Below are 22150 nucleotides of genomic sequence, written 5' to 3' on the forward strand. Positions count from 1 at the left end.
CCACTACCTCAGCCGTTGGGCCCTACTGTCGCAACGATGGTCACTTGCTTGTTGTCCGGGATTTCCTGGTACGCCAGCACATGCAGGCCTGGAACGGCGAGACGCCCGAACCGCGACAACATGGCGCGTACCGGACCCGCCACCAACAGAATCACCGGTTGACCTTGCATCTCTTGACGCTGCGCCGCTTCGATCAGCGAACGCTGCAGCTTCTCAGCCATGCTTGGCTCCAGCAGAACGCCTTCATCCTGGCCTTGTCCTGCCTTCTGCAGACTATTGAGCAATATTTGTTCCAACCTTGGCTCCAAGGTGATCACAGGCAGCTCAGACTCAGTGCCTACAATGCTTTGGACGATGGCACGGGACAATCCGACCCGCACCGCCGCGACCAAAGCGGCAGTATCTTGACTCTTGGCGGCGTTGTTGGCGATGGCTTCGGCGATGCTGCGGATATCCCGCACTGGCACCTGTTCGGCCAGCAGGGCTTGCAGCACCTTGAGCAACTGCGACAGCGACAGCACGCCCGGCACCAGCTCCTCGGCCAGTTTCGGCGACCCCTTGGCCAGCAACTGCATGAGCTGCTGGACTTCTTCGTGGCCGATCAGCTCGCTGGAGTGCTTGTACAAAATCTGGTTCAAGTGGGTGGCGACCACAGTACTGGCGTCCACCACGGTATAACCCAGGGACTGGGCCTGAGGCCGCTGACTGACTTCGATCCACACCGCTTCCAGGCCGAAGGCCGGATCCTTGGCGGTGATGCCGTTGAGGCTGCCGTAGACCTGCCCCGGGTTGATCGCCAGTTCGCGATCCGGGTAGATCTCGGCTTCAGCCAGGATCACCCCCATCAGGGTCAGGCGATAGGCGCTTGGCGCCAGGTCGAGGTTGTCACGAATATGCACAGTGGGCATGAGGAAGCCCAGGTCCTGGGAGAGCTTCTTGCGCACCCCCTTGATCCGCGCCAGCAGCTGGCCACCCTGGTTGCGATCCACTAGGGGAATCAGCCGGTAGCCGACTTCCAGGCCAATCATGTCGATCGGCGTCACGTCGTCCCAACCCAGCTCTTTGGTTTCCAGGGCACGGCTCGGCGACGGCAGCAGCTCTTGCTGGCGCTTGACCTCTTCCAGCGCCTTGACCTTGACCACGTTCTGCTTTTTCCACAGCAGGTAGGCTGCGCCACCGGCCACGGCCGCCAGGCTGAGGAAAGAGAAGTGCGGCATGCCCGGCACCAGGCCCATGACCGCCATCAAGCCCGCCGCCACGGCCAGGGCCTTGGGCGAAGCGAACATCTGCCGATTGATCTGCTTGCCCATGTCTTCGGAGCCCGAAGCACGGGTCACCATGATCGCCGCCGCAGTGGACAACAGCAGTGATGGCAATTGCGCCACCAAACCGTCACCGATGGTCAGCAAGGCGTAGACCCGGCCGGCATCGCCGAAGGTCATGCCGTGCTGGAAGATACCAACCGCCATACCACCGATCAGGTTGATGAACAGAATCAGCAGGCCGGCGATGGCGTCACCACGGACGAATTTACTGGCACCGTCCATGGAACCGTAGAACTCGGCTTCCTGGGCCACTTCCTGACGGCGCATCTTGGCTTGGTTCTGATCGATCAGGCCGGCGTTCAAGTCGGCGTCAATGGCCATCTGCTTGCCGGGCATGGCGTCCAGGGTGAAACGTGCGCTGACCTCGGAGATGCGCCCGGCACCCTTGGTCACCACCACGAAGTTGATGATCATGAGGATCGCGAACACCACGATACCGACCACGTAGTTGCCGCCGATCACCACTTCACCGAAGGCCTGGATCACCTTGCCCGCGGCGGCGTGACCGTCCTGGCCGTGGAGCATGACCACCCGGGTCGACGCCACGTTGAGCGCCAGGCGCAGCAGCGTGGCCACCAGCAGGATGGTCGGGAATACGGCGAAGTCCAGCGGTCGCAGGGCGTAGACGCAGACCAGCAGGACGACAATGGACAAGGCGATGTTGAAGGTAAAAAACACGTCCAGCAGGAACGGCGGGACGGGCAACATCATCATTGCCAGCATCACCAACAGCAGCACCGGCACGCCCAGATTGCCTCGGCTGAGGTCAGCAACGTTGGTGCGGGCACTGTTGATAAACTGAGAGCGATCCACCGGTTTTCCCCGTTCCTTTAAAGCAAACTTTTGACGCCTAGAGGCGCCTCAGGCCGGCTATTGCAAGAACCCTTCCAACTTTTGCAGCGAGCGCAAACAGAAGCGTCACAACGGCGACCTGCGCCTGGCGGGCGAGCCGGCCAGGACCAGAGGGGGATCAGTTGTCGCGACGCAGATCCGGCGGAATCGGCAGGTCCTTGAGCGGTTCCGGACGCTTGCCCTTGCCCGCCCGATGCTGACGAATCTGATAGACGTAAGCCAACACCTGGGCCACCGCCAGGTAGAGGCCGGCGGGAATTTCCTGCTCCAGTTCCGTGGAGTAAAAAATCGATCGCGCCAGGGCAGGCGATTCCAGTAACTGCACTTCGTTGGCCACGGCAATCTCACGGATCTTCAGCGCCAGGAAATCACTGCCCTTGGCCAGCAACACCGGCGCCCCACCCTTCTCGGCGTCGTACTTGAGGGCCACCGCATAGTGCGTCGGGTTGGTAATCACCACGTCGGCGTCAGGGATGGCGGCCATCATGCGCCGCTGGGACATATCGCGCTGCAGCTGGCGAATTCGCTGTTTGACCTCAGGTCGCCCCTCCTGGTCCTTGTGCTCGTCACGCACTTCCTGCTTGGTCATCAAGAGCTTCTTGTGGCTCTGATAAAGCTGCACCGGCACATCCACCGCGGCAATCAGGATCAACCCGCAAGCCATCCACAACGTGCTCCAGCTCACCACTTGCACACTGTGGATGATCGCCTGCTCCAGCGGCTCATGGCCGATACGCAGCAGATCGTCAATGTCCGAAGACAAGACCTGCAAAACCACCAGCAGGATCAGCAAAAACTTGGCAAAGGCCTTCAGCAACTCGATCAGCGCCGTGGGCGAGAACATCCGTTTGAGGCCGTTGGCCGGGTTCATCCGGCTGAACTTGGGCGCCAAGCTTTTTGCCGCGAACAGCCAGCCACCCAGGCAAATCGGCCCGATCAGCGCCGCCACCAGCAAGGTCAGGAGGAACGGCAAGGCCGCCAGGATGGCGATATTGCCCGAATGCAGCAGGTACAGACCCATGGCTCCCGGGCTAAGCAACACCTCCCGAGGCAGGGAGAAGTTCAGGGTCATGATGTCCTTCAGATCCTGGGCCAGCCCGGGCCCGCAGATCAGCAGGCCAGCAGCGCCAGTCATCATGATGATCAGGGTGTTGAGTTCTTTGGAACGGGCAATCTCACCCTTTTCCCGGGAGTCCGTTTTACGTTTCTCCGTGGGGTCTTCCGTCTTGTCCTGACCGCTCTCGCTTTCTGCCATGACTCAGCGCGCCCGTGCCAGTTCGCGTAAAAACTGCAAGGCCTCGCTGGCCAGCGGTTGATACTGATTGAGGATATCGGCCAGGCTGATCCAGACGATGGCCATGCCCAGCACCAGGGTCAGGGGAAACCCGATGGAGAAGATGTTCAACTGAGGTGCCGCCCGAGTCATCACGCCGAACGCGATGTTCACCACCAATAACGCAGTGATCGCCGGCAACACCAACAGCAACGCCGCCCCCAGCACCCAGCCGAGCTTGCCGGCCAACTCCCAGAAATGATTGACCATCAGCCCACTGCCCACGGGCAAGGTGGTGAAACTTTCGGTGAGCACCTCGAACACCACCAGATGGCCATTCATCGCCAGGAACAGCAAGGTCACCAGCATGGTGAAGAACTGCCCGATCACCGCCACCGACACACCGTTGGTGGGGTCGACCATGGACGCAAAGCCCATGCCCATCTGAATAGCCACAATCTGCCCGGCCACCACAAAGGCCTGGAAGAACAGTTGCAAGGAGAACCCCAGCACGGCGCCGATGATGATCTGCTCAGCAATCAGCAACAGCCCACTCAGGTCCAGGGCATTCACCGGCGGCATGGGCGGCAGCGCCGGGACGATGGCAACCGTGATCGCAATGGTGAAATACAGGCGCACCCGACGCGGCACCAGGGTTGTGCCGAACACCGGCATCACCATCAGCACGGCACCGACCCGAAACAGCGGCAACATGAAGGTGGCGACCCAGGTACTGATCTGGGTGTCGGTCAAGGCCAGCAAAGACATGGCTTAGCCAATCAACTGCGGAATACTGCCGTACAACTGCAGGATGTATTCCATGAAGGTTTGCACCAGCCAGGGACCGACCACGATCAGGGTCACCAGCATCACCAGCAGGCGCGGCAGGAAGCTCAGGGTCTGTTCGTTGATCTGGGTCGCCGCCTGGAACATGGCAACCATCAGACCCACCAGCAGGCTGGGCACCACCAACACCGCAACCATCATGGTGGTCAGCCACAGGGCTTCGCGAAACAGGTCGACCGCGACTTCAGGAGTCATTGCGCATTACCCGCATACAAGGTTCTAGACACCACCGAAACTGCCCGCCAGTGTGCCGATGATCAGGGCCCAGCCATCGACCAGCACGAACAGCATGATTTTGAATGGCAAGGAAATGATCAGCGGCGAGAGCATCATCATACCCATGGCCATCAGCACACTGGCCACCACCAGGTCGATGATCAGGAACGGAATAAAGATCATGAAACCGATCTGGAACGCCGTCTTCAGCTCCGACGTAACAAAGGCCGGGACCAGAATGGTCAGCGGTGCCTGGTCTGGCGTGGCGATGTCGGTGCGTTTGGACAGACGCATGAACAACTCAAGGTCGCTGCTGCGGGTCTGGGCCAGCATAAAGTCCTTGATCGGCACTTCAGCCTTGGCCACCGCGTCCTGGGCCGTGAGCTGTTCCGCCAGGTAAGGCTGCAGCGCGTCCCGGTTCACCCGATCGAACACCGGCGCCATGATGAACATGGTGAGGAACAGCGCCATGCCAGTAAGGATCTGGTTCGACGGCGTCTGTTGCAGGCCCAGGGCCTGACGCAGGATCGAGAAGACAATGATGATCCGCGTGAAGCTGGTCATCAGCATGACAAACGCCGGGATAAAACTCAGCGCAGTCATGATCAGCAGGATTTGCAGGCTGACCGAATATTCCTGCTGGCCGTTGGCCCCGGTGCCCAGAGTGATCGCCGGGATCGACAACGGATCGGCGGCAAAGGCCAGTGGCGCTGCCAGCAGCAGCACCAAGGTCAAGAGGAAACGCGACAGGCTACGCGAAGGCATAGCGAGCGACGGCAAGACAGGGTTTTGCGCGCGCGTAGAAAACGCCCAGCCCGCAAGGGTTCTCATGTGGCCTGACAACGGCATTACTTCCTATCCTTCTGATCCTTGCCCAGCAACTCCATCAGGCGTTGGGCAAACTCGGGCGTCGCCTGCTCGGCACTGGGGGTTGGCACCGGCTCTTTGAGTACATGCAACGGGGTGATAGTGCCCGGGCTCAAGCCCAGGAGGATCTGCTCATTGCCGACCTGCACCAGCACCAGGCGATCGCGCGGCCCCAAGGCCCGGGAACCGATCAACTCGATGACCTGGCCCTTGCCGGCAGGCCCGGCCTGCTGCATGCGACGCACCGCCCAGGCCAAGGCAAAAATCAGCCCCAGCACCAACAGCAAGCCCAGCACCAATTGAGTCAGCTGGCCGCCGACACTGCCGACACTGGCAACCGACGGCGCGGCCGTCGTGGCAGTGGCCACCGGCTCTGCCGCCCAGGCCGCTAGCGGCGAGAACAGCAACACCCCCAAGAGCTTTTTCACTTAGCGCAGCTTCTTGATGCGTTCGCTAGGGCTGATCACGTCGGTCAGGCGGATGCCGAACTTCTCGTTGACCACCACCACTTCACCGTGGGCAATCAGCGTGCCGTTGACCAGCACGTCGAGGGGCTCGCCGGCCAGGCGGTCAAGCTCGATCACCGAACCCTGGTTGAGTTGCAGCAGGTTGCGGATGTTGATATCGGTGCTGCCCACTTCCATGGAAATCGACACCGGGATATCCAGGATCACGTCCAGGTTCGGCCCTTCCAGGGTCACCGGGTCGTTGTTCTTGGGTACGCTGCCAAACTCTTCCATCTGCAGACGGTTACCCGAAGCTGCACCGGCATCAGCGGCCAGCAAGGCGTCGATATCGTCTTGCCCGGCATCACCGGTTTCTTCCAGGGCCGCAGCCCACTCGTCAGCCAGGGCCTGGTCGTCTTGGGAATTCATTTCGTCAGCCATCATTTGTCCTCAGCGGGCAAAAATTCAGTTAAAAGCGAATACGGACCAGCGCCTCAGCGGCGCCCGATCGGCTCCAGTACCTGCAAGGCCAGGTTGCCCTTGTGGGAGCCCAACTTGACCTTGAAGGACGGCACGCCGTTGGCGCGCATGATCATTTCTTCCGGCAGTTCCACGGGAATCACATCCCCCGGTTGCATGTGCAGAATGTCCCGCAGGCGCAGTTGGCGACGGGCTACGGTGGCGCTCAACGGCACCGCCACGTCCAGCACGTCTTCGCGCAGGGCCTTGCTCCAGCGTTCATCCTGGTCGTCCAGGTCGGACTGGAAGCCGGCGTCGAGCATTTCCCGGATAGGCTCAATCATCGAGTACGGCATGGTCACGTGCAGATCGCCGCCACCGCCATCGAGTTCGATATGGAAGGTGGAAACCACCACCGCCTCGCTAGGGCCGACGATGTTGGCCATGGCCGGGTTCACTTCGGAGTTTATGTACTCGAAATTGACCGGCATGATCGCTTGCCAGGCTTCCTTCAAATCGATGAAGGCCTGTTCCAGCACCATGCGCACTACCCGCAACTCGGTGGGGGTGAATTCCCGCCCTTCGATCTTCGCGTGACGCCCGTCACCGCCAAAGAAGTTGTCCACCAGCTTGAACACCAGCTTGGCGTCAAGGATGAACAGGGCCGTCCCGCGTAGGGGCTTGAGTTTCACCAGGTTGAGGCTGGTAGGTACGTACAGCGAGTGCACGTACTCACCAAACTTCATCACCTGCACGCCGCCCACCGCCACGTCGGCCGAACGCCGCAGCATGTTGAACATGCTGATCCGGGTATAACGGGCGAAACGCTCGTTGATCATCTCCAGGGTCGGCATGCGTCCACGGACGATGCGATCCTGGCTGGTCAGGTCGTAGCTTTTGATGCTGCCGGGTTCGGCAGCACTGTCGGTCTGTACCAGACCGTCATCGACGCCATGCAACAGCGCATCGATCTCATCCTGGGACAGCAGGTCTTGCACGGCCATGTCGTGTTCCTACTGCAGTACGAAGTTAGTAAAGAGCAACTGCTCGACCACCACCTTGCCGACTTCCTTCTGCGCCACTTCCTGCACGCTGGCAGTGGCTTTCTGACGCAGCATTTCCTGACCAACCGGGGTCGCCAGGGTGTCGAAGCTCTGCCCGGAGAAGAGCATCACCAGGTTGTTGCGGATCACCGGCATGTGCACCTTGAGTGCGTCCAGGTCGGCCTGGTTACGCGCCAGCATGGTGATGCTCACCTGCATGTAGCGCTGACGACCGTTCTGGTTGAAATTGGCCACGAAAGCCGGCGCCATTGGCTCGAAGATCGCCGCCGGCTTGACGTTGCTGGCGGCCTCCGGAGCGGGGGCCGGTTTGCTTTGGGCACTGTGCATGAAGTACCAGGTCGCGCCGACGGACGAGCCGATCGCCAACAACAAACCCAGGACTATCAGGAGGATAAGCTTGAGTTTGCTTTTCCCTGCGGGTGGTTTCTCTGCTGCTTCACTCTTCGCCATGCCAATAATCCGTCACTAATCGGGTTTTCACAGTCGCACGGCAAGGCAAGAGCAAGTGTTATGCCAGATTTGTCTGAATAGTCTTCAGCCGAAGGCCCAGAGTGATGCCGCGACGACTTGGCGCTGGAACGCAGGCGGGAATAAAGCAGAAGGCGGGAGCGAGCGCTCCCGCCCTAGGCGTCAGGCGTAGTAGTCCACGGCACTGGAACCGATCACTGTCGCAGGAGCGGCGGCGATTTCCGCCACGCCTTGCGGCAGCTCCTCGTCGGCCGCATCCAGCACGCCGCCGGACTGAGTGCCGCTGCTGCGGTTCTGGCCCTGCTGCGCCTGCTCCTGGCCCTGCCAGCCACGGTTCTGGTCAGACACATTGACATCCACCTGGCCCAGCCCCTGCTGGTTGAACATCTCACGCATACGGTGCATTTGACCTTCAAGGGCCTCACGCACACCGGCATGGGCGCTCATGAAGGTCACCTGGGTCTGCTGGTCGGGAATCATATTCACGCGGATATCCAGGCGCCCCAGCTCGGCCGGCTGCAACTGGATGTCCGCCGACTTGAGGTTGACGCTGGACAGGTACATGACCCGGTTCACCACCTCTTCGCTCCAGCCGCTCTGGTGCATGGCCAGCGGTTGGTTGACCGGCACCACGTTCGCGGTCTTCGGCGTGGCCGCCTGAGTCAGGGCCGCCAGACGGTTGGCAAAGTCATCCACCCGGGTATCGCTGGACGCACCCTTGAGGTCTTTCAGGCCGTCGTCGATCAAACCGCTGAAGGCTTTGTCGCCGCCTTGCTCGGTGCTGTCCTTGCTGGCTTGCACGTCGAGCATGCTGGCCATGCCATTGGCGAAGTTCTGGGCCGACGTCAGTTCGCCGTCGGGCGCAGTACTGGCCGTGCTCGGTGCGGCTTTCGGCTGGGCCTGGCTGGAGGCCGATACATGACCGCCCTGCTCCATGGCCAGACGGACCGCCGGCAAGGCGTCCAATGGGTCGGCCTCGGGATCGAAATCAGGCTCGGCCGGCAAGGCTGCCGCCGTAGCCACCACCGCAGCAGCAACCACGGGCTGCACTTCCACCTCAGGCTGAGTCACTTCGACTACCGGTGCAGGCACGTCCGGCAGTGGCGCGGGCTGGGTGACTTGAAGCTGGCTCGGATCCAGGCTCGGGTCGGCCGGGGCGGCATCCGCCAGCGGAGCGTCGCTCGGCTGACCATCGTCGCTGGCCACGGTGTCATCGCTGGCGCCCGGTTTATCGGCAGGCAAGGTATTGCCGCTATCGGCAACCTCCGGCTCCGGGGCGGCAGCCTTATCGGCAACGGCGTCTTTCTTGCCACCTGCCTCGGCACCCTTGTCACGGGCCGGACGGACCGGCGCATCGTTGACGCTGGCTGGGGAGTTCTGCGATTGCTTGGCATACACCTGTGCGAAGCTGGACGCTTTATCCCCGGGCTCAGCAACGTTCGCCAGCGGATTGGCAGGGGCGGCTTGCGTCTTGGCCTGGGAAGCGGCCTGAAGCAGCACATTGGGGGTAAGAGGCATAAATCGGTCTCCGCTGCACGGGTTCGTAGGTACAGGTAGAAGACTTGACTGCAAAGGTCGGGCCAGGTTGCTCAAGGTGGCCGATCAAGCTCGCACTCAGCAGTGAAAACGCTGGCGCTCTTGCTCGCAGAGGCGCCGCACAATGGCAAACTCGCCATCGATTTCACCCACCAGCCTATCGATACCCACCCGCGACGGTTGCCTGGCGCACAGCTCCAGCTGATGGCACAGCTCGGCGAGGCGCAAGGCCCCCATGTTGCTGCTGCTGCCTTTGAGACTGTGGGCAGTGGCGACCACCACTTCATAGGCATCATCCGCCTTGTGCAGCGAGCGCAGGCGCTCTTCGGAGTCACACACAAAGGTGTCCAGCAACACTGGATACTCGTCCTCCATGACTTCCTGGAGGGCACTCAGCACGTCTTGGCTCAGATGGATCTCAGACACTTGTTCACTCCTTGATCAAGAATGGACGGATTATGCCAGAGCCTCCCAGGAAAACTCCACGCACGCGCAGCGCCCATCGTCCGACCAGGTCGCCTGCTGACTCAGCTGGCGAATCAGGCCCAGCCCCCTGCCCGACAGACGCCCGACATCGGCAGGGCGAGCCAGCACCCGCGCCACATCGAAGCCTTCGCCGCTGTCCTCGACCCGAATGATCAAGCGCCCGCCCTGCCCCTCGGGCAATACCTGCAAGTGCACCCGGACAAACCCTTGCTCCAGAGCCGCCAGGCGACTGCTGCGCTCGCCGTAATAGCGGGTGAACCCCAGGGCATCGCGCTTGAGCCGAGAGTCCAGCTGCAACACCCCGTGCTCCAGGGCGTTCGAATAGAGCTCGGCCAGCACGCTGTAGAGGGCGCTGCTCTGCCCTCGCAGGCCGTGCACTTCAAGCAGCAGTTGCAACAGATAGGGCAGCGGATTGAAACGCTTGAGGGTGTCCGCACGAAACTCGAAGCTCAAGGACCAATCCAAGGGGCAGGACTGACCGCTGTCGGAATACACCGGCAGCGACGGCCTGACTTCGCCCAGCGGCAACAGACTGACTTCGACCATGCTGACGTCATCGCGCGCCTGCCCGCCAAAATCCGCCAATGCCTGCTCAATCTCCTCGAACAGCCGGGACGCCTGGCGATTGGCGCGCAATACCCGCAGCAGGCGCTCGACGCCAAAGAGTTGGTCACGGGCGTCGCAGGTGTCGATCACCCCATCGGACAACAGGAACACCCGATCCCCAGGCGCCATGGCAAAGACTTCGGTACGGTCGTCAAAATCCTGGGCCGCCAGCACCCCCAAGGGCAAGTGCCGGGACACCAGCGGCGTGCGCACCCCACTGGCCACGGCGTGCAGGTAGCCATCGGGCATGCCGCCATTCCATACCTCCACGGCGCGCCGCTGGAAGCTCAGGCACAACAGGGTGGCGCAGCAGAACATGTCCACTGGCAGGATGCGCTTGAGCTTGGCGTTCATCTCGCGCAGGGTTTCCGGCAAGCCGTAACCCTTGGCGGTCATGCCGTAGAACACCTCCGCCAAAGGCATGGCACCCACCGCCGCGGGCAAGCCATGCCCGGTGAAATCCCCCAGCAGTATGTGCATGTCGCCGGCCGGGGTGTAGGCGGCCAGCAGCAGGTCGCCGTTGAACAAGGCATAAGGCGATTGCAGGTAGCGAATGTTCGGCGCGTCCAGGCACCCCGAATGAGCCACCTTGTCGAACACGGCCTTGGCCACGCGCTGCTCGTTGAGCAGGTAATCGTGGTGCCGGGTGATCTGGTCGCGCTGCTGGAGCACCGTGTCTTGCAAGCGGCGCAGGCGATCCATGGCCTTGATCTTGGCGGCCAGGATCACCGGGTTATAGGGCTTTGCCAGAAAGTCGTCGCCCCCGGCGTCCAGGCACCGGGCCAGGGCCTCGCCCTCGGTCAGGGAGGTGAGAAAAATAATCGGCACCAAGGCATCGCCGGCCAGTTGTTTGATCTGCCGAGCCGCCTCGAAGCCGTCCATCACCGGCATCAAGGCATCCATCAGGACCAACTGCGGACGCAAGCGCCTGAACAGCGCCACCGCTTCGGCACCGTCACAGGCCGTCAGCACTTCGTGCCCCTGGCGGCGCACGATGCTGGCCAGCAACAGGCGATCGGCCGCGCCATCCTCGGCGATCAGCACACACAGGGGCTCAGCCATGGACGACAGGCCGCTCAAGAGATATCGAAGAGCTTGTCGAAGTTGGAAATGGCGAGAATCTTGCGCACGTCGGAATTGCTGTTGATCACCCGCACATCGGAGTGGTCGCCGCCGGCGTGATCACGCAGCAACAGCAGCATGCCCAGGGCCGAGCTGTCGAGGTAAGTGGCGTCCTTGAGATCCACCACGATGGAATCGGGGCGAGTGTCGAGCCGCTCGTAGGATTCGCGGAATTCCTGATGCCGCCCGAAATCGAAGCGACCTTTAATGGAAATCGTGAGTTTTTGCCCGTCCGGCGACATTTCAGTAACGACTGACATGAACAGCTTCCTTGTCATTGACGACGAGTAAAAGGTTTAGCACCCACTCGGGACATGGACAACCCGCTCAAGACAAATAGGCGTCAAGGGTAAAGGTTCTGTCGCGGCAAGCGCTGGGACAGCTCGTCCAGCAGCTTCTGCTCGCGCTTGTCCTCCAACTGCCGCGCCTCATCCACATAACGCTGGACCAGCTTGCGCAGGCCCTCGACCCGAGCGTAGGCCTGTTGCCAGGTCTCACGGGCGCGATTGAGGTTGTTCTGGTGCCAGGCCAGGCTTTGCCGCTGCTGAGCCACCGCCGTTTCCAGCTGATTGAGGAAGTGCTGGTAGTTCATCAGCCAATGGCCGGAAACCCCGTGCTGGCCGCGGTCGATCCACTGCTGTTGGTATTCGCCGCGAAAGCGCTCCAGGTCCCCCAGCTTGCTTTCCGCCAGGCGTACCTGACCCTGGAAATGCCCGAGACGCTGGGCAGCGGTGCGCTCGGCGCTTTCAGCCATGTCCACCACGGGCGCCAGGCGCGCTGCACGGCTAGTGGCCATGGCCGGTTAGCCGCCCGCCGCAGGGGCGAAGACCATCTCCAGATGGGCCTCGCTTTCACCCAGGCTGATGCTGTCGTTCAAGCCCTGGCGCAAGTAGACCGCCATCGACGGCTGCAGGGAGATGGCCGCATCGGTTTCCCGGTCGCCGCCAGGCACATAGGCGCCGACGCTGATCAGGTCCCGAGCCTGTTGGTAACGCGACCACAACTGCTTGAAGTACTGCGCACGAGCCATGTGCTCCGGAGACACCACCGCCGGCATGACCCGGCTGATGGAGGCTTCGATGTCGATTGCCGGGTAATGCCCTTCCTCGGCCAGACGCCGGGACAACACGATGTGCCCGTCGAGCACGCCCCGCGCCGAGTCGGCAATCGGGTCCTGCTGGTCGTCGCCTTCGGAGAGCACGGTATAGAAGGCGGTGATCGAACCTCCCCCGGCTTCGGCGTTACCGGCCCGCTCCACCAGCTTCGGCAGCTTGGCGAACACCGACGGCGGGTAGCCCTTGGTGGCGGGCGGCTCGCCAATGGCCAGGGCGATCTCCCGCTGGGCCTGGGCAAAACGGGTCAGGGAGTCCATCAGCAACAGGACATTCTTGCCCTTGTCGCGAAAATATTCGGCGATCCGCGTGCAGTACATCGCGGCGCGAAGACGCATCAGCGGCGCGTCGTCCGCTGGCGATGCAACCACCACGGAACGCTTGAGGCCTTCTTCACCGAGAATGTGCTCGATGAATTCCTTGACCTCACGACCCCGTTCACCGATCAGCCCGACCACAATAATGTCGGCCTCGGTAAAGCGAGTCATCATGCCCAGCAGCACACTCTTGCCCACGCCGGTACCGGCGAACAGCCCGAGACGCTGGCCGCGGCCGACCGTCAATAATCCGTTGATACTGCGAATGCCCACGTCCAGCGGCTGGCTGATGGGGTCGCGTTTGAGGGGATTGATGGTCGGGCCGTCCATCGGCACCCAGTCCTCGGCCTTCATCCCACCCTTGCCGTCGAGGGCGCGGCCGGCACCGTCCAGCACCCGACCGAGCATGCTCATGCCCATGGGCAAGCGACCGGCGTCGGCCAAGGGCACCACTCGGGCGCCAGGCGCGATCCCGGCAACGCTGCCCACCGGCATCAGGAAGACTTTGTTGCCGGAGAAGCCCATGACTTCGGCTTCTACCTGCACCGGGTGGTAACTGTCGTCGTTGATGACCATGCAGCGAGTGCCCATGGCTGCTCGCAAGCCCTCGGCCTCCAGGGTCAGGCCGACCATGCGCAGCAAGCGCCCTTCCAGGATCGGCTGGCCCGGCAGTGCCACGGCCTCGGCGTAAGTGCCCAGGCGCTTGGCGAAGCTGGTGCGTTCAAGGCGCATCGGGTTTGTCCAGCTCAACCTCGGCGGCGGGCGCGGTCGCCGGTGCACTCACAGCACCCAACTCGACCTGCAGGTCCGCCTCGGCCGGATGCAGCGCCTGCTCATGAAGCTGATCGAGCACCTGGTCCATGGCCTTGGTGATGCGGGTTTCCATGCTGGCGTCGATCCGGCTGTGCTCGGTTTCGACCCGACAACCGCCCGGCAGCAGCGCTTCGTCCTCGACGATGCGCCAGCTTTCTTCATGGCGCTCGCGCAGGCTTTTGACCTGTTCGAAGTCCTGGGGATTGACGTACAGCCGCACATTACCCACGCCCAGGGGCAGGAGTTTTAGGGCTTCGCGCATGACGTGTTCGATCTGGCTGGAATCCATCGCCAGCTCACGCTGGATCACCTGGCGGGCAATGTGACGCACCAAGTCCACCAGGGACCTTTCAATCTGCGTGTCCTGCTCGGCAATCGGCTCGAAGAGGTTGCCCATGAGCAACTCCAGGGCCTGCAGCTTGGCGCCCAGGGCTACTTCGGCTTCCTGGCGGACCTTCAAGGTGGTGCTGTGGAAACCTTCACGTTCGCCGGTGGCAAACCCTTCGTTATAGGCTTCCTGGCGAATGCTCTCGAGCTCTTCGAGGGTCAGTGGCTGGACTTCCTCCAGCGGCACCTCCTCCATTTCCACCGGCAGTTCTTCGACCGGTTCGGGCTCAGGCTCAGGCACATGGGGATCAAAACTGGGCAGCGCCCAGATGTCGAAACCTTCGACATCCCGGGCGCGAATCAGGTCGCTATGGGCTTCATCACTGCTGGACGACATAAAGCGACCTTAGATCATTTCTTCGCCGCCCTTCCCGCCGAGAACGATTTCTCCGGCTTCGGCCATACGGCGGGCAATGGTAAGGATTTCCTTCTGCGCGGTTTCCACATCGCTGACGCGCACCGGGCCTTTGGCCTCGAGGTCGTCGCGCAGCAGTTCCGCCGCCCGTTTGGACATGTTCTTGAAGATCTTTTCCTTGACGCCTTCGTCCGAACCCTTGAGGGCCAGGACCAGCACATCGGAAGAGACTTCGCGCAGCAACGCCTGAATGCCCCGATCATCAACATCGGACAGGTTGTTGAACACGAACATGAGGTCTTCGATCTGACCGGACAGGTCTTCGTCGACTTCGCGGATCGAGTCCATGAGCTGGCCTTCGATGGAGCTGTCGAGGAAGTTCATGATGTCTGCCGCACGCTTGATACCACCCAAGGTGGTGCGCGAGGCATTGGAGTTGCCGGAGAACTGCTTCTCGAGAATCTGGTTCAGCTCTTTCAGGGCCGCCGGCTGCACGGTGTTCAACGACGAGACCCGGAGGATGATGTCCAGCCGTGCCTTGTGGTCAAAGTTACCCAGCACTTCACCGGCCTGGTCGGGGTCGAGGTACGCCACCACGATCGCCTGGATCTGTGGGTGCTCGTAGCGGATCACGTCGGCCACGGCCCGCGGCTCCATCCATTTCAGGCTGTCGAGACCGCTGGTGTTACCGCCCAGGAGGATGCGATCGATCAGGCCGTTGGCCTTGTCTTCGCCCAGGGCTTGGGTGAGCATTTTACGCACGTAGTCATCGGAACCGACGCCAAGGCTGGTCTGATCGCCGACAATGTCGACGAACTCGCTCATCACCTGCTCGACCTGCTCACGGTGCACGTTGCCCATCTGCGCCATGGCCACACCCACACGCTGGACCTCTTTGGGCCCCATGTGGCGCAGCACTTGCGCGGCATCGGTGGACCCCAGGGACAGCAGCAGAATCGCGGCTTTGTCGACCCGGGTCAGTTTGGCGGTAGCGGCTCGGTTATCACTCATCTGCGTTAATCCACTCTTTCACGACCTGAGCCACACGACCCGGGTCTTCAGCCACCAGACTCTTGATTGCGTTCAACTGAGCGTCATAACCCTCGCTCGGGCTTGGCAGCAGAATGCTCTGCGGACCACCGAGGCTGACGCGATCGTTGGCCAGTTCGCCGTCCAGGCCGCCCATGCCACCGAGTTCGACATCGCTGCCCAGGCCTGCCAATTCCTTGCTTCTGCCGCCACCGGTGATGTTGTTGAGCACCGGACGCAGCACGCCGAACACCAGCACCAGGATGAACAGCACGCCCAGCACTTGCTTGACGATGTCCCAGAACCAGGGTTGCTGATAGAACGGCGTTTCGGCGATCACTTCACCGCGATCAGCCGAGAACGGCACGTTGATCACGCTGACACTGTCGCCACGACTGGCGTCGAAACCGACGGCGTCCTGCACCAAGCGTGTGAAGCGCGCCAATTCGTCGGCGCTCCATGGGGCACGGGTGGTTTCACCGTTGGCGGCATTGACCTTGGTTTGATCGTCCACAACCACCGCCACAGACAGGCGATTCAAGCGACCCTGCTGTTGCTTGGTGTGGCTGATGGAACGGTCAAGTTCGAAGTTCTTGGTGGATTGTTGACGCTTGTCGGCCGGGTACGGGGCCAACATCGGCTGGCCGGTGGCCGGGTCCATGATCTGTTGGCCGTTGGCATCAAGCAGCGGCTGGCCGGGCTGCACCATCCCCGCCGAGGCGGTGGCGCCACCGGTGGTTTGCGGCGCGCTGGCCGGCGACGGTGGCTGGTTGCTCAGGGCACCCGGGACGCCTTGCGGGCCGTTGCTGCTGGAGCGCTGCTCATTCACCGACTGCTCGCTGCGCAGGGCCGGCTGGTCAGGGTTGAACTGCTCCGAAGTCGATTCGACGGCACTGAAGTCCACGTCAGCGGACACTTCGGCCTTGTAGCGGTCGTTACCCAGCACCGGTTGCAGGATGTTGTGCACACGCTGAGTGAGCATGCTTTCCATGCGGCGGCTGTAATCGAATTGCTTGCCGGCCATGGTCAGTTCGGAGTTTTCCGCCTGATCGGAGAGCAGGTTGCCCTTCTGGTCGACCACAGTGATCTGTGACTTGCTCAACTCGGGAACACTGGTCGCCACCAGGTTGATAATCGCCAGTACCTGGCCCGGCTCCAGGGAGCGACCGGAATACAGCTCAACCAATACCGAGGCGCTAGGCTTGCGTTCATCACGCACAAACACCGAGCTTTTTGGAATCGCCAGGTGCACACGGGCACCCTTGACGTTGTTCAGGCTGGAGATGGTCCGCGCCAGCTCGCCTTCTAGGCCGCGACGGTAACGGGTCGCTTCCATGAACTGGCTGGTGCCCAGGCCTTGCTCTTTATCGAGGATTTCAAAACCGATGTTGCCATCACCCGGCGCTACGCCAGCGGCGGCAAGTTTCAGGCGCGCCCGCGACAGGTCGTCAGCCTTGACCAGCAAGGCGCCGGAATTGGGCTCAACGGTATAGGGAATGTCGGCAGACGCCAGGGTGTCCATGACTTGCTTGGCATCCATACCCGCCAGGCTGCCATACAACGGACGGTAGTCGGGCTGCTGAGACCACAGCACCACGGCAAAACCAATCGCCACGCTCGCAGCCAGACCGACCAACAGGCCTATCTGACGCAACATGGTCATCTCGGAAAGGTTTTCCAGAAAGGACAAGCCGAACAGCGGCGGTTTGCCGTCTATCGGGGTGGCCTTGGCCGGTACGTTATCGGCGACTGCTTCTGCCATGACTCAATCTCGTCCTTAAACCGGCATCTGCATGATGTCTTGGTAGGCCTGAACCAACTTGTTACGCACTTGGGTCAACGCTTGAAAAGACACACTGGCCTTTTGCGAGGAAATCATCACATCCGTCAGATCAACGCCGCTCTTGCCAATTTCAAAGGCACTGGCCAGCTGACTGGAAGCCTGCTGAGTGTCATTGACCTTGTTCACGGCCTGCCCGAGCAAGTCGGAGAAGCTGCTGCCGCTGACTTCCGGCACTGCGACGGATTTCGGCTGAGCCATGGCATCCATTTGCATGGTGCGCATGTCCAACATCAACCGATTAAATTCAATACCTTGGCTCATGGTCTACTCTCTCTGACGACCCGCAATTTTTTGACACTCACGCAGCGGTTAGTGAGGTGTTAGCAACAAGGGTGCCAGCTCCATGGCTACACCGACAAAAGCCCTTCGCGAAGCCGATTCCACAACACTCAGGTGGCAAACAAGTAAGCCTCGACATCCATTCCGGCATCACGCATCTGCGCCAGTTTGTAGCGTAGGGTGCGCGGGCTGATGCCCAGGCGCTCTGCAGCTTCCTTGCGACGCCCACGCTCGGAGCGCAGGGTGTCGATGATCATCTGGAACTCGCGGCGACGCAGATCATCACCCAGCGCCCCCGCCGACTCAGCCGCCGGGGCATCGACTTCCTTGGGCACGATGCGCAAATGGCTGGACGGCGCTGCGGCCAGGGCCGGCAGCGGGGCGCAGGCCACCGGGCCGGCCAGACAGAAATCTTCCGGCTGGATCAAGCCGCCCTGCTGCAGGATCAATGCGCGCTGGATGGCGTTATCCAACTCACGCACATTACCCGGCCAAGGGTAAGCCTCCAGGCAAGCCTGAGCCTGGGCGGAGAGCCGAGCCGCCGCGTGCTTCATTTTATTGACGTGCTTGGCCAACAAGCGCTCGGCCAGCGGCAGGATATCGGCGGTGCGCTCGCGCAACGGGCGCCAGGCCAGGGGAAACACCGACAAACGGTAGTAAAGGTCTTCACGGAAACGCCCGGCCGCCACTTCACCGGCCAGATCACGGTTGGTGGTGGCCACCACCCGGATGTCCAGGCTGATCGGCTTGCGCGCCCCCACCCGCTCCACTTCCCGCTCTTGCAGCACGCGCAGCAGCTTGGCCTGCAAGCCCAGGGGCATTTCGGAAATCTCATCCAGCAACAGGGTGCCGCCGTCGGCTTGCTCGAACTTGCCCGCCTGGGCCGCGATAGCTCCAGTGAAGGAACCCTTCTCATGACCGAACAAAGTGGCTTCGAGCATGTTGTCGGGAATGGCCGCACAGTTGATGGCGATGAACGGTTGATTGGCGCGATGGGAATGCTGATGGATATAGCGCGCCAGCACCTCCTTGCCGGTCCCTGACTCACCGGAAATCAGCACCGTGGAGTCACTGCGCGCCACCCGAGCAGCCAATTCCAGCAGCTGCGCGCTGGCCGGCTCGAAGGCCACCGGCCCCTCGGATTCTGCACCGCTTAGAGTACCCAGGGCATGGCGCGCCACCAGATCCAGCAAGGCCCGAGGCTCGAAGGGCTTGACCAGATAATCGGCAGCACCTTGACGCATAGCCTCCACCGCTCGCTCGACGGCACCATGGGCCGTCATCAGCAGCACCGGCAACTGGGGCTGGCGACTACGCAGCAAGCCGAGCAACTGGTGACCGTCCATGCCCGGCATATTGACGTCACTGACCACCAGACTGAAGGCTTCTTCCGCTACAGCGCTCAGCGCCTCTTCCGCACTACCGACAGCACGATAGTCGTGACCAGCCAGCAGCAGGGTATCCGCCAGGGCCTCGCGCAATGCGCGATCGTCTTCGACCAGTAACACCTTGATTGCCATGTTCTTCATTCCCCTCCATGGGCGCCGCAGAACAGCGGCAACGTGACCAGCGCACAGGTGCCGCGCCCCGGGCGAGAACGCAGGGACAACTCACCCTGGTGAGCACGCGCCACAGCCTTGACCACGGTCAGGCCCAGCCCGGTGCCGTTGACCTTGGTGGTGTAGAACGGCTCGCCCAGACGAGCCAGTACGGCAGCATCGATACCGCTGCCGCTGTCACTGACGCACAGGCGCAACTGGTTATCGCGGCCATACAGATGCACCTTCAGGCGCGCCTGTCCGGCGCTGGCTTGAATGGCGTTTTCCAGCAAATTGAGCAATGCCCCGACCAGGGTGTCGCGATTGCACAGCAACTCGCCGATATGGCTGTCGCACTGCCAGCGAATCGACACGTCCTGGACCTGGGTCAGGGCCGCTGCCTGCAGCGACTGCATCAAGGCACCCGGACTGACCCGATCGGTCAACGGCAACTCCCCGCGGGCGAACACCAGCATGTCGCGCACCTGGTGCTCCAACTCGTGCAAACGCTCCTTCAAGCGCCCGGCGAAACGCTGCTGGGTGGCGACCGGCAACTCTTGCTCGGTCAAGTGGCTGGCATAGAGCAAGGCGGCGGATAGCGGCGTGCGGATCTGGTGAGCCAGGGAGGCGACCATGCGCCCCAGAGAGGACAAGCGCTCATGACGCGCCAGTTGATCTTGCAGATGGCGGGTTTCTGTCAGGTCATTCAGCAGCACCAACTGCCCGGGCTCGGCATCCAGGGAACGAGTGGCAATGGACAGACGCCGACCGTCCTTGAGGGAAATTTCGTGCCCATCGTCCTCTCGCGGCGCAAAGCTGCGGGCGATGATATGCCGCCACAACTCCCCCTCAAGGGGCAGGCCCAGCAGTTCGCAGGCAGCGGGGTTGGCTTCACGGACAATGCCCTGGCCATCGATGACGATCACGCCACCCGGCAACAGGTCGAGAAGATTTTGCAGACGATTGGCCAGACGCTCTTTTTCCGCCAACTCCTGCATACGCTGGGCGCTGACGACGGCCAGCTCACCCTTGAGCTCGGTCACCCGCGCCTCAAGCATGCTGTAGGAGTCAGTAAGTTGGCTCGACATCTGATTGAACAAGGCAAAAGCCTGCTCAAGCCCCTGCCGGCTCGCCTGCTCTACGGACGACGATTGACCCTGGGCATCAGGGACAGGAGACATCTGGGCGGCTTGGGGCATCGTGCTCTCTCGCGTGGCTGACCGTCAGTTAAACGGAACGTTGCAAGAGACTTAGCAATACCCGTGCCTAAAAAAAACAGACCGTTTTTCAATGGCTTGAAAAACAGGCGTCAATCATCCGCCTGTTCATCACCCTCACGCCGACTCATGCCGTACTTGCGCATCTTCTCCACCAGGGTGGTGCGACGGATACGCAGGCGTTCAGCGGCGCGCGCCACAATGCCATTGGCATCATCCAGGGCCTGCTGGATCAAGCCTTGCTCAAGGCCACCGAGGTAGTCCTTCAGGTCCAGGCCTTCAGGCGGCAACATGGCGGTGGCGGAGAAATCCGGAGTGTGGCCATTGATGGCAACACGCTCTTCCAGGTCGCTGCGCAGGCTGTCCACCAGTTGCTCGTCCTCATCGTCCACGTAGCGGAATTTCTTCGGCAGCTCGACCACGCCGATCACACCATAGGGGTGCATGATCGCCATGCGCTCCACCAGGTTGGCCAACTCACGGACGTTGCCCGGCCAACCGTGACGGCAGAGCGACATGATGGCGGCAGAGTTAAAGCGAATCGAACCACGCTTCTCGTGCTCCATGCGCGAGATCAGTTCGTTCATCAACAACGGAATGTCTTCCACGCGTTCACGCAGCGGAGCCATTTCGATGGGGAATACATTCAGGCGGTAGTAGAGGTCTTCGCGGAAACTGCCCACCTCGATCATGCTCTCGAGGTTCTTATGGGTTGCGGCGATGATGCGCACGTCGACGCCCTGGGTCTTGTTGCTACCCACGCGCTCGAAGGTGCGCTCCTGCAGGACCCGCAGCAACTTAACCTGCATCGGCAACGGCATGTCGCCAATCTCGTCCAGGAACAGGGTGCCGCCATTGGCCAGCTCAAAACGCCCGGCACGGCTGGTGATGGCGCCGGTGAACGCACCTTTCTCGTGACCGAAGAGTTCGCTTTCCAGCAACTCGGCAGGAATCGCCCCGCAGTTGACCGGGACGAACGGCGCCTCACGACGCTTGGAGTGATAGTGCAGGTTGCGTGCGACCACTTCCTTGCCAGTTCCCGACTCGCCGAGGATCAGCACACTGGCATCGGTATCCGCCACTTGCTGCATCATCTGCCGCACGTGCTGGATCGCTCGACTGGTACCTACCAGGCTGCGGAACAGATTGGGTTCACGGTGACGACCGCGCTCACGGGCCTGATCGTACATTTCACGATAGACCTGAGCACGGTGCAGGGAGTCAAGCAATTTGCTGTAGCTGGGGGGCATTTCCAGGGTGGACAGCACACGACGGCGCTGGTCTTCCGGCAACTCGACAGAAGAATTTTCACCCATTAACAAAACTGGAAGGAACTCATCCCAGGCAGAGAGTGTCTTTAGCAAGCCCAAAAGCGCACCAGGAGCACTGACAGTCCCGATGAGGACGCAAATGACTTCACGACTAGATGACAAAGAGCCGACAGCCTGCTGCCAGTCATGGCTACCGCAGGGTAAATTTTCTTCACCAAGAAAATTTAAAATCACCGCCAGGTCGCGGCGGCGGACGCTATCGTCATCGATCAGCAGAATTTTGGTTTCACGCCACATGCAATAGCAACTTCCCTAGTCAACTCAATGCCCTGGATTTAGGGGCAAGCTAGACGCGCTTTTAGACACTTCTGCCTTGTAGACGCCTGAAATCTGAAAACAGCCACTAGTTAAGTCAAAAAAGCG

Annotated in this window: 21 protein-coding genes and 1 pseudogene; all 22 read right to left on the bottom strand. The window is 61.5% G+C overall.

Translation table 11 applies throughout. From position 1 onward, the window contains the following. Positions 1-8: 8 nt before the first annotated feature. The 22 genes and pseudogenes from flhA to M1B35_RS24815 all read right to left on the bottom strand — a co-directional run bounded on the left by flhA (position 9) and on the right by M1B35_RS24815 (position 22024). Positions 9-2138, bottom strand: a complete 2130-nt coding sequence (gene flhA / locus M1B35_RS24710; protein ID WP_123330134.1) for a flagellar biosynthesis protein FlhA — start codon at positions 2136-2138, stop codon at positions 9-11. A gap of 157 nt (positions 2139-2295) precedes the next feature. After that, positions 2296-3432 carry a flagellar biosynthesis protein FlhB gene (flhB, locus tag M1B35_RS24715; protein ID WP_123330132.1) on the bottom strand — a complete coding sequence of 379 codons (1137 nt, stop codon included), beginning with the start codon at positions 3430-3432 and terminating at the stop codon, positions 2296-2298. Positions 3433-3435: 3 nt separating this feature from the next. Then, positions 3436-4218, bottom strand: coding sequence for a flagellar biosynthetic protein FliR (fliR, locus tag M1B35_RS24720; RefSeq protein WP_123330130.1), 783 nt, complete (start codon positions 4216-4218; stop codon positions 3436-3438). 3 nt (positions 4219-4221) lie between these two features. After that, complete coding sequence (fliQ, locus tag M1B35_RS24725) at positions 4222-4491, bottom strand: flagellar biosynthesis protein FliQ (RefSeq protein ID WP_123330128.1); 270 nt, start codon at positions 4489-4491, stop codon at positions 4222-4224. Positions 4492-4515: 24 nt separating this feature from the next. Next, on the bottom strand, positions 4516-5277 hold the full coding sequence (gene fliP, locus M1B35_RS24730) for a flagellar type III secretion system pore protein FliP (protein ID WP_123330125.1): 762 nt from the start codon (positions 5275-5277) through the stop codon (positions 4516-4518). 83 nt (positions 5278-5360) lie between these two features. Next, positions 5361-5807, bottom strand: a complete 447-nt coding sequence (gene fliO / locus M1B35_RS24735) for a flagellar biosynthetic protein FliO (RefSeq protein WP_123330123.1) — start codon at positions 5805-5807, stop codon at positions 5361-5363. Next, positions 5808-6266, bottom strand: coding sequence for a flagellar motor switch protein FliN (fliN, locus tag M1B35_RS24740; protein ID WP_123334300.1), 459 nt, complete (start codon positions 6264-6266; stop codon positions 5808-5810). 53 nt (positions 6267-6319) lie between these two features. After that, complete coding sequence (gene fliM, locus M1B35_RS24745; RefSeq protein ID WP_123330121.1) at positions 6320-7288, bottom strand: flagellar motor switch protein FliM; 969 nt, start codon at positions 7286-7288, stop codon at positions 6320-6322. Positions 7289-7297: 9 nt separating this feature from the next. Further along, on the bottom strand, positions 7298-7798 hold the full coding sequence (gene fliL, locus M1B35_RS24750; protein ID WP_123330119.1) for a flagellar basal body-associated protein FliL: 501 nt from the start codon (positions 7796-7798) through the stop codon (positions 7298-7300). Positions 7799-7978: 180 nt separating this feature from the next. Continuing rightward, the gene (locus tag M1B35_RS24755) at positions 7979-9334 is read right to left on the bottom strand and encodes a flagellar hook-length control protein FliK (protein ID WP_268263368.1); all 1356 of its coding nucleotides are present in this window, start codon (positions 9332-9334) and stop codon (positions 7979-7981) included. A 96-nt stretch (positions 9335-9430) separates the two neighbouring features. After that, a complete protein-coding gene (locus M1B35_RS24760) occupies positions 9431-9778 on the bottom strand; it encodes an Hpt domain-containing protein (RefSeq protein ID WP_123330115.1) in 348 nt (115 codons plus the stop codon). A 30-nt stretch (positions 9779-9808) separates the two neighbouring features. Beyond that, positions 9809-11506, bottom strand: a complete 1698-nt coding sequence (locus M1B35_RS24765) for an ATP-binding SpoIIE family protein phosphatase (protein WP_425273443.1) — start codon at positions 11504-11506, stop codon at positions 9809-9811. A gap of 14 nt (positions 11507-11520) precedes the next feature. Then, positions 11521-11826: an STAS domain-containing protein gene (locus M1B35_RS24770; protein ID WP_123330112.1), complete on the bottom strand. Its 306-nt coding sequence runs from the start codon at positions 11824-11826 to the stop codon at positions 11521-11523. 83 nt (positions 11827-11909) lie between these two features. Further along, positions 11910-12362: a flagellar export protein FliJ gene (fliJ, locus tag M1B35_RS24775; protein ID WP_123330109.1), complete on the bottom strand. Its 453-nt coding sequence runs from the start codon at positions 12360-12362 to the stop codon at positions 11910-11912. A 6-nt stretch (positions 12363-12368) separates the two neighbouring features. Then, entirely contained in the window at positions 12369-13727 is a 1359-nt protein-coding gene (gene fliI, locus M1B35_RS24780) for a flagellar protein export ATPase FliI (RefSeq protein WP_123330107.1), read from the bottom strand. Next, entirely contained in the window at positions 13717-14532 is an 816-nt protein-coding gene (gene fliH / locus M1B35_RS24785) for a flagellar assembly protein FliH (protein WP_268263370.1), read from the bottom strand. The genes fliI and fliH overlap by 11 nt, the downstream gene beginning before the upstream one ends. A gap of 9 nt (positions 14533-14541) precedes the next feature. Then, a complete protein-coding gene (gene fliG, locus M1B35_RS24790) occupies positions 14542-15561 on the bottom strand; it encodes a flagellar motor switch protein FliG (protein ID WP_123330103.1) in 1020 nt (339 codons plus the stop codon). Continuing rightward, the gene (gene fliF, locus M1B35_RS24795; protein ID WP_123330101.1) at positions 15554-17341 is read right to left on the bottom strand and encodes a flagellar basal-body MS-ring/collar protein FliF; all 1788 of its coding nucleotides are present in this window, start codon (positions 17339-17341) and stop codon (positions 15554-15556) included. The genes fliG and fliF overlap by 8 nt, the downstream gene beginning before the upstream one ends. A gap of 15 nt (positions 17342-17356) precedes the next feature. Then, complete coding sequence (gene fliE / locus M1B35_RS24800) at positions 17357-17683, bottom strand: flagellar hook-basal body complex protein FliE (protein ID WP_123330099.1); 327 nt, start codon at positions 17681-17683, stop codon at positions 17357-17359. A 128-nt stretch (positions 17684-17811) separates the two neighbouring features. After that, positions 17812-19221, bottom strand: a complete 1410-nt coding sequence (fleR, locus tag M1B35_RS24805) for a sigma-54-dependent response regulator transcription factor FleR (protein WP_268263409.1) — start codon at positions 19219-19221, stop codon at positions 17812-17814. Position 19222: 1 nt separating this feature from the next. Further along, a pseudogene (locus tag M1B35_RS24810) lies at positions 19223-20420 on the bottom strand (sensor histidine kinase); the annotation flags it as partial. Positions 20421-20548: 128 nt separating this feature from the next. Then, on the bottom strand, positions 20549-22024 hold the full coding sequence (locus tag M1B35_RS24815; RefSeq protein ID WP_123330095.1) for a sigma-54 dependent transcriptional regulator: 1476 nt from the start codon (positions 22022-22024) through the stop codon (positions 20549-20551). Between the last annotated feature and the right edge of the window lie 126 nt (positions 22025-22150).

Source organism: Pseudomonas morbosilactucae (genome assembly GCF_023241665.1).
In the GTDB taxonomy this organism is placed as follows: domain Bacteria; phylum Pseudomonadota; class Gammaproteobacteria; order Pseudomonadales; family Pseudomonadaceae; genus Aquipseudomonas; species Aquipseudomonas morbosilactucae.